General features: G+C 57.8%; 14 protein-coding genes, 1 tRNA gene, 1 other RNA gene and 3 pseudogenes. 6 read left to right on the forward strand and 13 right to left on the reverse strand.

The window, feature by feature from the left end; translation table 11 throughout:
- Positions 1–138 precede the first annotated feature (138 nt).
- Positions 139–672 (forward strand): methylated-DNA--[protein]-cysteine S-methyltransferase, encoded by a 534-nt coding sequence (locus AXF15_RS14285; protein ID WP_169793632.1) that lies wholly within the window; start codon positions 139–141, stop codon positions 670–672.
- A gap of 102 nt (positions 673–774) precedes the next feature.
- Here the strand turns inward: AXF15_RS14285 and AXF15_RS08225 are convergent, their stop codons facing one another.
- Positions 775–1,326 carry a hypothetical protein gene (locus AXF15_RS08225; RefSeq protein ID WP_066605858.1) on the reverse strand — a complete coding sequence of 184 codons (552 nt, stop codon included), beginning with the start codon at positions 1,324–1,326 and terminating at the stop codon, positions 775–777.
- Between the two features lie 252 nt (positions 1,327–1,578).
- Between AXF15_RS08225 and greA the strand changes: the two genes are divergently transcribed.
- Complete coding sequence (gene greA, locus AXF15_RS08230) at positions 1,579–2,067, forward strand: transcription elongation factor GreA (protein ID WP_066605861.1); 489 nt, start codon at positions 1,579–1,581, stop codon at positions 2,065–2,067.
- A gap of 116 nt (positions 2,068–2,183) precedes the next feature.
- On the opposite strand, the gene AXF15_RS08235 is transcribed toward greA, so the two are convergent.
- The 7 genes and pseudogenes from AXF15_RS08235 to AXF15_RS08265 all read right to left on the reverse strand — a co-directional run bounded on the left by AXF15_RS08235 (position 2,184) and on the right by AXF15_RS08265 (position 8,511).
- Entirely contained in the window at positions 2,184–3,293 is a 1,110-nt protein-coding gene (locus tag AXF15_RS08235) for an ABC transporter permease (RefSeq protein ID WP_066605863.1), read from the reverse strand.
- A gap of 2 nt (positions 3,294–3,295) precedes the next feature.
- On the reverse strand, positions 3,296–4,411 hold the full coding sequence (locus tag AXF15_RS08240; protein ID WP_066605865.1) for an ABC transporter permease: 1,116 nt from the start codon (positions 4,409–4,411) through the stop codon (positions 3,296–3,298).
- Positions 4,412–4,482: 71 nt separating this feature from the next.
- A pseudogene (locus tag AXF15_RS14035) lies at positions 4,483–4,605 on the reverse strand (IS5/IS1182 family transposase); the annotation flags it as partial.
- 14 nt (positions 4,606–4,619) lie between these two features.
- Complete coding sequence (locus AXF15_RS08245; RefSeq protein ID WP_083517946.1) at positions 4,620–5,765, reverse strand: IS4 family transposase; 1,146 nt, start codon at positions 5,763–5,765, stop codon at positions 4,620–4,622.
- A 246-nt stretch (positions 5,766–6,011) separates the two neighbouring features.
- Entirely contained in the window at positions 6,012–6,767 is a 756-nt protein-coding gene (locus tag AXF15_RS08255; RefSeq protein ID WP_066605878.1) for a Fic family protein, read from the reverse strand.
- Positions 6,768–6,848: 81 nt separating this feature from the next.
- Positions 6,849–8,180 carry a secretion/conjugation apparatus DotM-related subunit gene (locus AXF15_RS08260; protein ID WP_066605881.1) on the reverse strand — a complete coding sequence of 444 codons (1,332 nt, stop codon included), beginning with the start codon at positions 8,178–8,180 and terminating at the stop codon, positions 6,849–6,851.
- A gap of 61 nt (positions 8,181–8,241) precedes the next feature.
- A complete protein-coding gene (locus AXF15_RS08265) occupies positions 8,242–8,511 on the reverse strand; it encodes a helix-turn-helix domain-containing protein (protein WP_066605884.1) in 270 nt (89 codons plus the stop codon).
- A 98-nt stretch (positions 8,512–8,609) separates the two neighbouring features.
- Between AXF15_RS08265 and AXF15_RS13525 the strand changes: the two genes are divergently transcribed.
- Entirely contained in the window at positions 8,610–9,020 is a 411-nt protein-coding gene (locus AXF15_RS13525; protein WP_169793633.1) for a DUF4372 domain-containing protein, read from the forward strand.
- A gap of 62 nt (positions 9,021–9,082) precedes the next feature.
- Positions 9,083–9,850: pseudogene (locus AXF15_RS13530) on the forward strand (IS5 family transposase).
- A gap of 17 nt (positions 9,851–9,867) precedes the next feature.
- Here AXF15_RS13530 and AXF15_RS08285 read toward each other — a convergent pair.
- The 3 genes and pseudogenes from AXF15_RS08285 to AXF15_RS08295 form a co-directional block, all read right to left on the reverse strand.
- Positions 9,868–10,185, reverse strand: a pseudogene (locus tag AXF15_RS08285) (transposase); the annotation flags it as partial.
- Between the two features lie 138 nt (positions 10,186–10,323).
- Positions 10,324–10,713: a transfer-messenger RNA gene (gene ssrA, locus AXF15_RS08290) on the reverse strand.
- A 78-nt stretch (positions 10,714–10,791) separates the two neighbouring features.
- Positions 10,792–10,868, reverse strand: a tRNA-Arg gene (locus AXF15_RS08295).
- 451 nt (positions 10,869–11,319) lie between these two features.
- Here AXF15_RS08295 and AXF15_RS08300 point away from each other — a divergent pair.
- Together AXF15_RS08300 and AXF15_RS08305 are read left to right on the forward strand one after the other, a co-directional pair.
- Entirely contained in the window at positions 11,320–11,706 is a 387-nt protein-coding gene (locus AXF15_RS08300; protein ID WP_083517948.1) for a DUF134 domain-containing protein, read from the forward strand.
- Complete coding sequence (locus AXF15_RS08305; RefSeq protein ID WP_066605896.1) at positions 11,703–11,984, forward strand: hypothetical protein; 282 nt, start codon at positions 11,703–11,705, stop codon at positions 11,982–11,984. The genes AXF15_RS08300 and AXF15_RS08305 overlap by 4 nt, the downstream gene beginning before the upstream one ends.
- A 160-nt stretch (positions 11,985–12,144) precedes the next feature.
- Here the strand turns inward: AXF15_RS08305 and pnp are convergent, their stop codons facing one another.
- Both pnp and rpsO read right to left on the reverse strand, forming a co-directional pair.
- On the reverse strand, positions 12,145–14,349 hold the full coding sequence (pnp, locus tag AXF15_RS08310) for a polyribonucleotide nucleotidyltransferase (RefSeq protein WP_066605901.1): 2,205 nt from the start codon (positions 14,347–14,349) through the stop codon (positions 12,145–12,147).
- Positions 14,350–14,535: 186 nt separating this feature from the next.
- Complete coding sequence (rpsO, locus tag AXF15_RS08315; RefSeq protein WP_066605904.1) at positions 14,536–14,805, reverse strand: 30S ribosomal protein S15; 270 nt, start codon at positions 14,803–14,805, stop codon at positions 14,536–14,538.
- Positions 14,806–14,829 lie beyond the last annotated feature (24 nt).

Here is a 14,829-nt window from a genome sequence, read left to right on the forward strand (position 1 = left end):
AGGTGTTTTGCGGGAGTGTCCCGCATTCCGCCGCGGAGCGGGAGCCAGACCTTCGACCCGGTGTTTTCGGGCCATGAGCATGGCGGGGCTGCTCTGTCAACCGGCGGGAAGGTGGAAAAAGCGAAGCGGGAGGCGGACATGCATGCGCATGAAATGAAGACGGGAATTTGTTTCGACGTGGCGGAATGCTGGCTGGGCCGGGTGTTGGCCGCCATGACCGGGCAGCAGCTGTGCGCCGTTTTTCTGGGGGATGATCCCGGCGTTCTGACCTGCCATCTTCGTGTGTGCTTTCCGCGGGCCGGGCTGACGAGAGATCGGGCAGTCTGCAAGGAGATCATGGCAGGCGTGGTTGAAGCGGTCGAGCATCCCGGCCGTGGTCCGTCGCTGCCGCTGGCCGTGAACGGTACGGCCTTTCAGCTGCGGGTCTGGCGGGAGCTCATGGAAATCAGTCCCGGAGAGACGGCCACTTACACGGAAATAGCCCGCCGTCTGGGAGCCCCTTCGGCGGCTCGGGCCGTGGGCCGGGCCTGTGCGGCCAACAAGTTGGCCGTGGTCGTTCCCTGCCATCGCGTCGTGCGGACGGATGGAGGACTGGCCGGATATCTCTGGGGTGTGGAACGTAAACGCGCTCTGCTGGAGCGGGAGCGGAATTTTCATGCCTCAGGGATTTAGGTCTGATCCGGAAACTTCTGCTTCGCGCCGGGCCGGGCAATGAAAAAAGGCAGGGATGAAATCCCTGCCCGGGAAGGCCGGACAGCGTCCGGATATGGCGGCCTATTTGCCGAAAGACTTGGCGAACAGGTCGGCGATGGCCTGACGTCCGTTGTCTTCGAGAAAGCGGGTTCCGGTGCCGCTGAAATGCCGGGCGGTGATGGTGGGCGTGTCGCAGCGCTCCCAAGCCTCACCGGTCCATCTGTGCCAGGCGTTTCGCACCTGGCCGAAGGCGTACAGTGGCTTGTTGCAGATTTTGGCGAATTCGGTGCCCCAGCCCGTGCCGCCCTTGACCGTACCGTCTTCCATGATGGTTCCGATGACGAAGATTTCGTGTCCAGAATCCACCTGATACATGATGGTCTGCAGGATTTTACGCATGAGGGGCGCGTTGGTGAAGGTTCTGTTCAGGAGCCTGGACACATAGCTCAGGCTGACATCCTTGCGCATCAGTTCTTCCGGGGTCAGCATCCGCAGGCCTCTGGAACGTTCGATTTTGTGTCCCTCGAAGGCGAAAGTCACTTCCTGCACGCCGTATTTTTCAGCCATGCGGCCGAATTCCGCTTCGGCCCCCTGGGCGCCGCCGCTGAAAAGCGTATAATTTGATGCGGGCATGAGCCCTCCTGTGAAGGTTGAAGGTGAATGTCCGTTGACGGCAAGCACTATGCCCGCAATGGACTTCTGAATCAACCCGGCGTCTTCCCCGGAAAAGAGGAAGGGAGGTTGACCTCCTTTGCGGCATCGTCTATTGGGGCTGTGTCTGCGTACAAAGAAACAATGTTGCCATGCTTTGTTCATCATGGGTGCCCGGTGAACAAAGCTTCTTTTTTTATTTGGGCCCATTTGCGCCGTCAGGCACAGGAAGACATGAGCAGGATTCCCATTTCAGTCGAAGGCTTCAAGCGTTTGGAAAAGGAACTGGAAGAGTTGAAAAAGGAGCGTCCGGCAGTCATTCAGGCCATCAAGGAAGCCCGCGAGGAAGGAGATCTGCGGGAAAACGCCGGGTACGACGCGGCCCGCGAACGGCAGGGACTTCTGGAAGCCAGAATCAGCCATATCGAGTCGCGGATGATACGTTTCGATGTGATCGACATAGACATGCTGCAAAGCGACCGGGTCGTCTTCGGAGCCACGGTGACCCTGGAGGACCTGGACAGCGGGGAATCCAGAACCTACACGCTGCTCGGCCCGGACGAAGCCGATCACACCAGGGGGACTATCTCCATCGAATCTCCCGTGGGCCGGGCGCTGCTCGGCAAGCGCGAAGGGGACGAGGTCTCGGTGCAGATTCCGCGCGGCCGCGTGGACTACGAAATCGTCTCTCTGGCCTTTCAGGGTACGGCCGGCCTGAAGTAACGCATCTTCCGGCCTTCGGCGGAAAAGCCTTCACGGGAAACCGTGGAGGCTTTTTGCGTGTTCGGGCCTTCGCTTCTCTTTTCAAATCCGGGTGGAAGCTCCGCCGTCTGAAGCTTTTATCCGAACCGCCGACGGAAAATAATCACGGCGGCGATCAGAGTGGCGGCGGCGATGAGCGCCAGCGGCACACAGTTTTCCAGCACGAAAGTCAGCGAGGCATCTTTCAGGAACACGCTCTTCACGATGACCACGAAGTGCCGGATGGGGTTTATCCAGGTGATGGCCTGCAGCCACTCCGGCATGTTTTCCACGGGTGAGGCGAAGCCCGAAAGGAGAATCGCGGGCATGATGAAGGAGAAGGCTCCCAGGAACGCCTGTTGTTGGGTGGAGCAGAGGGCGCTGATGAAAAGGCCGATGCCCGCCAGGGCCAGAAAGTAGAGGATGGCGCTGGCGTAGATGAGCAGGAGTGAGCCGGAGAGGGGCACGCCGTACACGAAGACTGCGGCCGCGATGATGATGCTGGCCTGGGAAAGCCCGACCAGCAGCACGGCGACGGCCTTGCCGGTCATGATCATCTCCAGTGTCAGGGGCGAGACCAGCAGCTGCTCGAAAGTGCCCTGTTCCCGCTCTCTGGCCACGGACAGGGCGGTGAGGATCAGGGCGCTGACGGTCAGAATCACGGCCACCAGGCTGGGCAGGATGAACCACTGGTAGTCCAGGTTGGGATTGTAGCGGTGGCGGACCACGATCTCGGAAAGGGGCCGCCCGCCCGATGCCGCGGATAGTTCGGCGAAGTAGTCCGCTACGATTTCCTGAATGTATCCGGCCGCGATCTGGCTGCTGTTGGATCGCCGTCCATCCAGCAGGATTTGTAGCGGGACTGTCTGGCCCTGGGTCACACGCCGGGAGAAGTCCTGCGGAAAGCGGACCAGGGCGATGGCCTTCTGGGTGTCCATGGCGGAGGCAATCTGGTCGGCGGAATACAGGTGCAGGATGCGGGTGAAGGCTTCGGCCCTGGCCAGGCGCTGGACGAGTTCCTCGGAGATGTGCCCGCCGTCTTCGTTCAGCACGGCCAGGGTGTTGTTTTTGACTTCCAGGGTGGCGGCCAGGGGGAAGAGAAGAGCCTGCACGATTACCGGCGCGATGACCAGCTGGCGGCTCTGGGGATCGGCCAGAAGGATTTGCAGCTCCTTGCGGATGAGAGCCAGAATGCGGATGAGAATCATGGTCAGTCGTCCAGGCGTCGTGCGGTTTTCCGGGCGGTGAGCCCGAGGAACAGGGCACTTGCGGCCGTCAGAAAAAGAATGTCCGGCAGCAGGATGCTCCAGATATCTCCGGCCAGAAAAATGGTCTGTAACGCCGTGACCAGGTAGCGCGACGGCAATAGCCAGGTCAGGGCCCGGATGGGCGCGGGCATGCTGGAGATGACGAAGAAGGCTCCGGAAAGCATGACCGTGGGCAGGAAGGCGGCGTTCAGGGACGCCTGGGCGCTGTCGAACTGGTTGCGCATGACCGTGGAGATGAAAAGTCCCATGCCCAGCATGCTGAGCAGAAACACGGAGCTGACCAGAAACAGGGCCGGGATGGAGCCGCGAAAAGGCACGCCCATGATCCACACGGCGGACAGGGAGACCACGGCCGTGGAGCCCATGCCCAGAATGTAGTAGGGAATGAGTTTGGACAGGAGCAGTTCGGTGCGGGTTGCGGGAGAGGCCAGCAGGGCTTCCATGGTGCCGCGCTCCCATTCGCGGGCCACCACGAGGGAGGTCAGCATGGCCCCGATGACGGTCATGATGATGGTGATGGAGCCGGGGATGAGATAATGGCGGCTCACAGCGGCGGCGTTGAACCAGTATCTGGGCCGGACATCCGCTCCGGCCGCGATGCTTTCCCCTCTGTCCCGGGCCCGGCCGAGCAGCCACTCCTGCCAGATGCTCCGGACAAAGGCGCTGACGAAAACGGCCGTGTTGGGCTCGGCTCCGTCAGTGATCACCTGGACTGGCGCGGTGTCTCCTTCCAGTCTGCGCGAGAAGTCCTGGGGCAGAAGCACGTAGCCCCTGATCCGTCCCGATTCGAGCAGGGCGTCGAGTTCCGTGTGGCTGCCCCGGCGCACGTCGAAATAGCCGGACCCGGAGATATGCGCGCCGAGAGCCGCCGCTTCCGCCCCGCCGTCCTCGTCGCACAGGCCGAGGACGATGCGTGTGGAGTCCAGATTGATGCCGTACCCGAAGATGACCAGCAAAATGAGCGGCAGGACCAAGGCGATGATGACGCTGCTGGGATCGCGGGCGATCTGGCGGCTTTCCTTGGCGCACAGGGCGGCCAGACGGCGCGGCGAGATCATGTTTCCTCCTTTTTCCGCCGTTCGTCGCCGATGAGGGCGATGAAGGCGTCTTCCATTAGGTTCAGGCCTCATTAATTGAGACAGAATATGACGGAAGCCGCGAGGCATAGAGCTGAAAAGAAAGTATGCGTGCAGCGGTCATAACGCATGGCTATTCTCCACCAATCCTTGATCCTGCCAAACATGATCTCAATCCATTGCTGTCCGGCTAAGCGATGCAATCTAACAGTGTGAAGTTATATGAATTATCGAATTTTTGTCGTCTGGGATTCAGGAGTTCATCCAAGGAGGCCTCGCCGAGCAGGTTGAGTTGAATGAGCTGGAAGAGTTGCTGTACGGAGAGTCCGAGACGGCTGAGGAATTTCTGGTACGCGAGGAGCAGGTAAACCGTCAGGGCCGTGTAAATCTGGATCAGAACCGCATTTTCCGAGTTGCCGACGAAGGTCTTTATGCGCAAATTTTGTTTGATTTCCTTGAAGAAGAGCTCGATTTGCCAGCGGTCTTTATAGATGTCGGCGATGGTTTTCGCCGAAAGCCGGAAATGGTTGGTCAAAAATTCGTAGTGTTTCCCGGTTTCCTGGTCACGATAGCCGATACGGCGCAAGCGTAAGGATTTTCCCCGGCTGGAGACTTCAATGATGTGATCGGAAGTAACGCCGGTCTTGCGATTCACGAGGCGGCGCTCCAGGAGTTTGAAAACGGCGTTGCGCTTGAGCCGGGTCACAAAAAAGACGCCCTTTGCCCGGAGGATCCGAAACCAGGGATAGCTGGTGAAGCCCTTGTCAAAGACCACGATGGAGCCTTTGGGCAACTCCATAGCCTGAGCTATGCGGCTTTCATGGGTTTTGGCGTCGGTGACGGTTGCGAAAGCCGGGATATGGCCATCGTGATCCAGCAAGGTATGTACTTTGACGCCGCCCTTGGCCTGCCGAAACGAGGCCCAGGGAAAAAGCGGCAGGCAAAGCTTTATGGTGGTGGCGTCCAGACTGAGCAATTTGGATTTGAAACGGAATTTGTGCTTCGGGGCTTTTGCGGCGCACAGGCCGTACATCTCGGCGAACAGATCCTTGAAAAAGCCTGCGGGGCGAGAATTGTTCGCGTCAGCAAAGGTCGAGCGGGCCACGTTTTTCAGTCCCCAGTGATACAGGCGGTTTCCCGCAGCCTCAAGGCAGCGCAGGCCATCGCGCATGGAACGTCTTGCGGCAAGCTGGATGAAGGCCATGACCGTGAACTGCTCCTTGAAACCGAATTGACGCGACGAGCGCCCGGTTTTGTGCCGTCTTTCGAGTTTCTGAAAAACATGTCTGGGAATCAGAGATAGCGTCTGGGAGAATAGTGTATTATGGTGACTCAAGTCCAAAATCTCCTTGTGTGGCAAGATGTTGTGGTGATTTCTTTTACCACATATCGCTGAGATTTTGGACTTTTTTCTTATCCCTTAGCCGGACAGCAATGACGCCCGCAGGCAGGAATATACCCGCGAGCTGCACTCCGGGCACGCGCAGGACAGCGGCAACGCGGTTGGGGAACGGCCGCACGTCCCGGATAAGCCGTTTCCGGTCGAGCGTCTCCTGGTCGTCAATGGCGCGGAGTTTTCGCATTATCTCATTCTCTGGGGACTTTGAGGCCTTTGCTGGAGCATGTTTTCCATGCGCGGTATCAGGCTGTCGCAAATAATGTCCGCCAGAGGCCTGTGGTCGGATCGTAAATCGGCCTCGTGGAGAGCCTCATAATACTGCTTCCGGTTTTCCACGTTGATAACCGCAGGAGGCAGGCCATTTTTCATCAGCTCGTAATTCATCAGCAATCTGGCTGTCCTGCCGTTGCCGTCGATGAATGGGTGGATACGCACGAAGCGGGTATGCAGTTCCGCCGCATTCAGGACAAAATGCTGATCCGAAGGCTGCTGATACCAGTCAATAAGCCCGGCCATCCTGTCCTTTATCTTGTAAAACTGGGGAGGCCGAAAAACAGCGCCGACAACCATCACATCGGATTTCCTGTAGACTCCGGCATTCACGTCGTCGATTGTACGCAGCACGATCCCGTGGAGGCGTTTTATATCTTCCTCCTGGAGGGGTGCGCCGCTGTGGGCCATCCTTTCGACTTCACAGATTGCTTTTTCATGGTTGACGACCTCAAGGATCTCCCGGACATGGTGCCCCCCGACACTGACGCCTTCCCTGATAAGCTGGGTTTCCTGTATCGTGAGCGTGGAACCCTCGATGGCGTTGCTGTTGTAGGTCCATTGCAGGTTCAGGTGGTCCCGGTCTTTATCCGTAAGATCGAAATGGGACACGCCATTAAGGACCTTTTTGAGCTGGTCTATTTTTTCAAGTTTCATCTGCAAATCCATGCTTCCCTCCAGTCAATTCTGTCAGGCGCAGAGCCCGGCAGCCCTTTCTGCCCACGCCAAGACAGCCTTGTAAACTGTATCCTACACGCCTTCCTGGCTGAGTCTGGCATAATACTCTTCATCGGTCTCTTCTGGGAACTCGGGTATGGGTTCAAGTAAGGGCTCCATGGAATCTTCCACTTCCGGAGCCTGCCTTGCGGGTGGATTGGTTTTATCGGTAGCGGCATCTGGCGGGCGGGGTGTGTCTTTCTTTCGGGCAAGCCACCCCTGCGCGGCAAGGACATCATGAAGTGCAAGCACGGCATTTTCGACGAAAGCTTCTCCCAAGGCTTTTCCAGTTTGAATCTCCACCTGATAATGCGACCAGGCGGCAGATGCCTCTGACCAGGCGACACGTCCACCGACCTGGTTCAGGGCGTACCACAGCGGACGATCAAGGGGGCGCAACCAGAGGAATTGGGAGCAGGCCAATACTCCCTTCTTCCGCGCGAGAGTCAGAAGCCCCATGAACCAGGTCAACTCGAATCCGTGGGCAAGAGACCCGGCCACATGGGAATGCTGCGTGAAAAGCTTGCCCAGACCCTCCAGAAACTCAGAATTTTCAAGGACCGCGCATCGAGGCGCTTTGCCTTCCTGCTCCGTATAGGATGCGGAAACCTTGTCCAGTAAAGAAATCCCTTCTTCCTTTGCGCCGGCGGCATAGGCCACCAGGGCGGCGGCCATAGCACGGCGCGGAAGGGGCATTTCTGAAAAACTTCGGTGAGGGACGCCGAGCTGGGCCACAAATACGGAAAAGGCTTTCCTGGTGTCGAACTTTGCCCGACCGTAAGCAGGAAGATCCGTATCGCCCAGGCCTTCGCGCAACAAGTCCGCTTCATCCCAGGCCTGCCCCTGGGCGTCTGTAAGGATGCCGTGCGCGGCCGCGAACTGGAGCGGACTTCTGGCCAGCATCCACGGCCCACTGTCATAAGACGTCCTGGACAGCAGGTAATCCCCGCGCCCGACCACCGGCGCCAGGCACGGAAACACCTCGGCATTGTTCTCCAGGAGCGTTTTCATGCCGAATTTTCGGACAAGTCCTCCGGTGCGGCCGAGAAAAACGCCAAGGCCTCCCAGACAGACAAGCAGGCCGGCAAATGGCCAGCGCACCCACTTGCCCGTGTAACTTAAAACCCTGGTCATCTGGTCCCAGGTCGCGGAACCAGGATCAATCCCATCCAGCAGCGCCAGAGCTTTATCGGCTTCGGTGGAGAAAACCGCGAAAACCTGGAGCTGCACCTTGCAGACAGAAAGCAAAAAACCGTTCACCACCGAAGCTTTTGCCGCATACAGGGCCGGAATGCCGATGAAAATTATCAGGAATATACCGATGGCCAGAAATATTTCCTGGTCCGATGAACGATTGGTCTGCATCAGCGTTCCTCAAGCGTGATATATGCCCTTTGAAGAAACATCCGGAAATCCCCCAAAAACATCACAAAAACAGGTGGGAATATCTCCTGCTGATCTGCTCGCGGGAAATTCCGACAAGCTCCGCAACAGCAGTTCGAGTCACTTTTTTTTCTTCCGCACGGAGCTTTCGTATGGCCAGTGTGATTTGCCCTTCTGTCTGGATCGTTCTTTTTTGATGTGTTTGCATTGCGCCTGTCTGCATACTTTTCCGTGCGGAATGGGAGAGTTGATCCGGATCGAAGTTCATCCAGAGATATTCGGTTGCTTTCCCCTGTTTATCAGTCAAGACCATTGCTGTCCGGCTAAGGGATAAGAAAAGAGTCCAAAATCTCAGCGATATGTGGTAAAAGAAATCACCACAACATCTTGCCACACAAGGAGATTTTGGACTTGAGTCACCATAATACACTATTCTCCCAGACGCTATCTCTGATTCCCAGACATGTTTTTCAGAAACTCGAAAGACGGCACAAAACCGGGCGCTCGTCGCGTAAATTTGGTTTCAAGGAGCAGTTCACGGTCATGGCCTTCATCCAGCTTGCCGCAAGACGTTCCATGCGCGATGGCCTGCGCTGCCTTGAGGCTGCGGGAAACCGCCTGTATCACTGGGGACTGAAAAACGTGGCCCGCTCGACCTTTGCTGACGCGAACAATTCTCGCCCCGCAGGCTTTTTCAAGGATCTGTTCGCCGAAATGTACGGCCTGTGCGCCGCAAAAGCCCCGAAGCACAAATTCCGTTTCAAATCCAAACATAAAGCTTTGCCTGCCGCTTTTTCCCTGGGCCTCGTTTCGGCAGGCTAGGCTCAGGCCTCATTAATTGTAAAAATCAGGAAAGTTGGTTAGTTGTGCTCAGGGAGGACGCCATGAGCCAACTTTTCTATCTTTCTGCCGAACAACTCGAGCGTATCAAGCCTTTCTTTCCACGTTCACATGGTATTCCGCGGGTCGATGACCGGAAAGTCATCAGCGGCATCATTTATGTCATCAAACATGGCCTGCAATGGAAAGATGCACCGCGTGAGTATGGCCCGTATAAAACGCTGTACAATCGCTTTTTGCGCTGGAGCCGGATGGGCGTCTTCAACAATATTTTTACCGAATTGGCAAAAACAGCGGGAAAAGATGGACGATTGATGATCGATGCGACCCACCTCAAAGCCCATCGTACCGCCGCAAGCTTGCTCAAAAAGGGGCTCTTTCCCGCTGCATCGGACGCACAAAGGGCGGTCTGAACTCCAAACTCCATGCTGTTTGCGACGGTCACGGCAGGCCCCTGGTCATGAAGCTCACAGAAGGCCAGGTGAGCGACTACAAAGGAGCCGCCCTGCTTATGGATGCCATAGATGCTTTGCCCGAGGCCAGGGAGCTTCTGGCGGACCGTGGTTACGACGCCGACTGGTCCCGTGACGCCCTGCTCGCCAGAGGTATTACGCCTTGCATCCCTCCCAGAAGGAACCGAAAGAAAGCCTGCTCGTACGATAACGATCTGTATAAACAGCGGCACAAGATCTTTGGTCATGTTTGGCAGGATCAAGGACTGGCGCAGAATTGCCATGCGTTATGACCGCTGCGCGCATACCTTCTTTTCAGCTCTGTGCCTCGCGGCTTCCGTCATTTTCTATCTCAATTAATGAGGCCTGTGCCTAAGCAGACTTGCTGCGGTACGATGCGCCTTGAGGTGGGTCGCATCGATCATCACCTGGCCATCTTGTCCCGCTGTTTTTGCCAATTCGGTAAAAATATTGTTGAAGACGCCCATTTGGCTCCAGCGCAAAAAACGATTGTAGAGCGTCTTGTACGGGCCATACTCATGCGGTGCATCTTTCCATTGCAGGCCATGTTTGATGACATACATGATGCCGCTGATGACTTTCCGGTCATCGACCCGCGGAATACCATGTGAACGTGGAAAGAAGGGCTTGATACGTTCGAGTTGTTCGGCAGAAAGGTAGAAAAGTTGGCTCATGGCGTCCTCCTTGAGCACAACTAACCAACTTTCCTGATTTTTACAATTAATGAGGCCTGAGCCTAGAACAAGAAAATTCCAAAAAGCGAAGCCCCACAATGCTTTTGAAACATTGTGGGGCTACTTGAAACAGGTTGTTGGTGGAGCCGGGGAGAATCGAACTCCCGTCCGAGAATGCTCCGCGCAAAGCATCTACAGGCTTAGATCAGGTTTTGCATCTTGCTCGCGGGCTTGCCCCTGATCGGGCGTCCTGCAAACCAGCCCGGATAAAATCTCGCGATTAGCTGTCCAGACAGCGGCCTCTCGCCAGCCTGATGGGGGTGACACCCGGATACGGCTTATCAGACATCCACCGCACGGATGTGGCGGTCTATGCCGCCAAGCAATGTTTGCCTAATAACTAGGCAGCCATTGCGTAGTCATAATTGTCGTTGGCAATTATGTTCGTGCTGGGTTTTAACGAGGACCTCCCAGCCCCTCGGCCTGCAACTTTGGCCTCATCACCCCCGTCGAAACCAGGGCGGCCCCTTCCAAAGAACATACGGGAAGAATAATCGTTCCAAGATATAGAGAAAAGGAGCAAACAATGTTTGCTCCTTGATTACGTGGTGCGCCCGGCATGATTCGAACATGCGACCTACTGATTCGTAGTCAGGCACTCTATCCAACTGAGCTACGGGCGCGTCGTTGAGAGAGAACATTTATGTACCCAAAGTAAAAGCGTCAAGCTATTTTTGTGACACCTGTTCGTCTGGAAAACATTGTTCGGAGAGTAGAGAGCAGTTTATTTTTGGATGGACGACTGAGAGGCATGTTTTGCCTTTCAGCTTCAAGGATCGCATTCGTATCATGACCACTGTCGGCCAGAAGCTTCTCGAAGGTAACACCGCCGATCAAGGTCAACGCATCATTACGCGAGCGGGTAAAGCGGCGGCATACCTATCGTGAACGGAGCTGAAGAGCACGTTTCTCGATGGAATGATCTTCATGATCAGGTTCAATTTGATCATAAGACAGGTTTCACGCTTTTGGCCTTTTACCTGTATGGATCTCTGCCGGACAGATTTTCGGAACATCTCTTGACAGCAGTGAAGGGTGCTTTATTATGAACATAATTTCATAATAGGAGCATCCATGCCTCGTCCCAGAAAACATTGCCGTATTGGGAGCAGGCCGCTGGCAACTTTTTACAAGCCGCAAGGTATTCCTCTGCCAAGGTTGGAGGAGGTTCTCCTTCCCGCCGAAGGAATGGAGGCCTTGCGTCTGGTCGATGCGGAAGGGCTGAGCCAGGAGGACGCCGCCTTGCGGATGGGAGTTTCCAGACCCACGGTCTGCCGCATACTGGGTGAAGCCAGGACGCAGGTCGCCAGGGCTTTGGCACGGGGCTGGGCCATCCGGATCGAATCCGCCGACAGCGGCGACGACGCGGAAGCGGAGAGAAACTGCGGACAGCGATCCGGCCGGGGCAAAGGCCGGATGCGGCGAGGTAGGGAGATGCTCCAAAACAAGGAGGACGTATGAACGAACGGAAATCGAGGCATGGCAAGGGACAGAGCTTCGGCAGGATGGCCCGGTGGGGTCACTGTGCCGCAGGTGATGAACGGAAAGGAAAAGGACGCGGCTCCTGTTCGGGTGCGGGACACGACGGTCATGGTGCGGGCCGGGGGCTGGAGGCCGGGCAGTGTTCCCGGAAAAGAGCCTGCGCCGACTCCCGCGTGGAAGCGGCTGAAGCTGCTGCCTATACCCAGCCGGAAGCGGAAAGCGCCCAGGAGGCGGGTCAGGACGTATCTGGGTCGTGATGGAGCAACACAGCTTCGCATGACGGAAAGAAAATATGCGGCGCAGGACGAGTGATTGTCCCTGTCGCGAGGCGGCTCCGAGAGGAGCCGAAATATGCGGTGCAATGGCCGCAAATGTGAAAGCCCCCGCCGGTTGGCGAGGGCTTTGTGATTCGTGTGGTCAGCGGTCGTTACGCGGACCGCGGCGGTCTCCCCGGTCTCTGCGCGGCCTGTCACCACGGGGTCTATCGCCACGGGGTGGCGCGGGCGGCTCCGGGTCTTCGCCCAGCTCTTCCAGAATGATGGCCTTGCGGCTCAGCTTGATCCGCCCGGATGGTTCAATGTCGATCACCCGGACCCTGATGGCGTCGCCTTCCTGAACCACATCCTGCACCGTGTTCACCCGCTCTCTGGCCAGCTGGGAGATGTGACACAGGCCCTCCAGGCCGGGCAGAATTTCGATGAACGCCCCGAAGTCCATGATCTTTTTGACGATACCGTCGTAATCTTTGTTCAGCTCGGCCTTCTGATCGTAATGCAGGACCATTTCCCTGGCCTTGGCCAGAGAGGCTTGGTCCGGAGCGAAGAGAGAGACCTTGCCCGAGTCGTCGATGTCGATGTCGGCCTGGGTGGCTTCGCAGATGGCCTTGATATTCTTGCCGCCAGGGCCGATGACGTCACGGATTTTGTCCGGAGAAATATGCACCACATCCATCTGCGGCGCGAAGCGGGACAATTCTCCTCTGGGCGCGGCAATGACCCGTTCCATCTGCGCCAGAATGTGCAAGCGTGCCTCCCTGGCCTGGTACAGGGCTTTTTTCATGACTTCGGCCGGGATGCCCGCGATCTTGATGTCCATCTGGATGGACGTCACGCCGTCGTGGCTGCCCGCCACCTTGAAATCCATGTCGCCCAGATGGTCTTCGTCGCCCAGAATGTCTGTCAGGACCAGGTATTCGTCCCCTTCCTTGATGAGTCCCATGGCCACGCCCGCCACAGGCGTCTTGATGGGTACGCCCGCGTCCATGAGGGCCAGGGTTCCGCCGCACACGGAGGCCATGGACGAGGAGCCGTTGGATTCCATGATGTCCGAAACCACGCGGATGGCGAAAGGAAAGGAGTCCTGCGGCGGCAGCACGGGCATGAGGGCGCGTTCGGACAGGTTGCCGTGTCCGACTTCGCGCCGGGACGGGCCGCGCAGCATGCGGGCCTCACCCACGCTGTAGGGCGGGAAATTGTAATGCAGCATGAAACGGCGGGCCACTTCACCGGCCAGGGTTTCGATGCGCTGCTCGTCCCGGGTGCTGCCTAGAGTGCAGGTGGCCAAGGCTTTGGTCTCGCCCCGGGCGAAAATGGCCGAGCCGTGGGTGCGGGGGAGAACGCCCACTTCCATGGTCAGGGGGCGGACAGTAGTCAGGTCGCGGCCGTCGATACGCACTTTGTCGGTCAGGATGCGCTGGCGCACGATTTTCTTTTCCAGATCCTCAAGAATTTCCGGCACGTTCTTGAGACGCTCCGGATTGTCGGCAAAGCGGACGGCCAGAGCTTCCATGAGGTCCTGACGAACCCTTTTCTTGGCCTCCCGGCGCTCCATTTTGGTCGGCACGGTCAGAGCGGCAGCGAGAGGCGCCTCGGCCAGTTCGGTCACGGCGGCGATCAGATCCTCGGGCTCCTGAGGCGGAGTGACCACGAACTTTTCCCTGCCCAGAGCGGCGCGCAGTTCCTCCTGGGCGTCCAGGAAAGGAGTAAGCTGGGAGTGCCCCCAGGCCACGGCTTCGGCCATGATGTCCTCGGACAGGAACTGGGCGCCGCCTTCGACCATGACCACGGCGTCGCGGGTCCCGGCCAGGACCATGTTCAATTCGCTGCCCGCCAGCTGGGAGGCGGTGGGGTTCAGCAGAAACTTGCCGTCGGCGTAGCCCACGCGGATGGCCGCCACGGGACCGGCGAAAGGAATGTCGGAAATATGCAGGGCCGCCGACGCGCCGAGCATGGCCAGAGTGTCGGCGTTGCGTTCCTTGTCGGAGGAGAGAACGGTGGCGATGATCTGGATTTCGTGTGCGCATCCCTTGGGGAAGAGTGGGCGGATGGGACGGTCGATGAGCCGGGAAACCAGGGTTTCGTGATCGCTCGGGCGGCCCACTTCGCGGCGGAAGTAATTACCGGGGATGCGGCCGGCCGCATAGAGCATTTCCTGATAGTTGCAGGTCAGGGGCAGAAAGTCCGCTTCCCGGTCCAGAGCCTGATGCGTGGCCGTGACGAGGACCACGGTGTCACCCCACTTCACGGTTACGGCGCCACTGGCCTGAAGAGCCAGTTTGCCGTGCTCGATGACGATTTCGCCCTCGGGCATGGGGATGGCGGTTCTGGTAGTCTGGAATGTCATGGTTCACCTCATGGGTGTTGGGCACTCCGGACGGGGATGCTGGTTTGGTGTCGAGGCGCTGTCCCGAACGGGCCGGGCCAGGGACTGAACACAAAACCAGCGGCGTATGTGCCGGGTGCTCGGTTGATGGAAAAAGCGCGGCGTTTCCGGGTGGTCCCGCAAGCGCCGCGCCTCGGGCGTCGCCGCCTACTTGCGCAGGCCGAGCCGCGCGATGAGATCGCGGTAGCCCTGAATGTCCTTCTTGCGGAGGTAGTTCAGCAGCTGGCGGCGTTTGCCCACGAGCCTCAGAAGCCCGGTGCGGGAATGGAAATCCTTCTGGTGGCTCTTGAAATGCTCCGTCAGGTAGTCGATTCGTGCGGACAGAAGGGCCACCTGCACTTCCGGGGATCCCGTGTCCGTTTCGGATTTGCCGTATTCCTTGATCAGTTCCGTCTTGCGTTCAGGGGTTAAGACCACAGCTTTCTCCTTGATGTTACATGT

Origin of the sequence: Desulfomicrobium orale DSM 12838, from assembly GCF_001553625.1 — a bacterium.
In the GTDB taxonomy this organism is placed as follows: Bacteria; Desulfobacterota; Desulfovibrionia; order Desulfovibrionales; family Desulfomicrobiaceae; genus Desulfomicrobium; species Desulfomicrobium orale.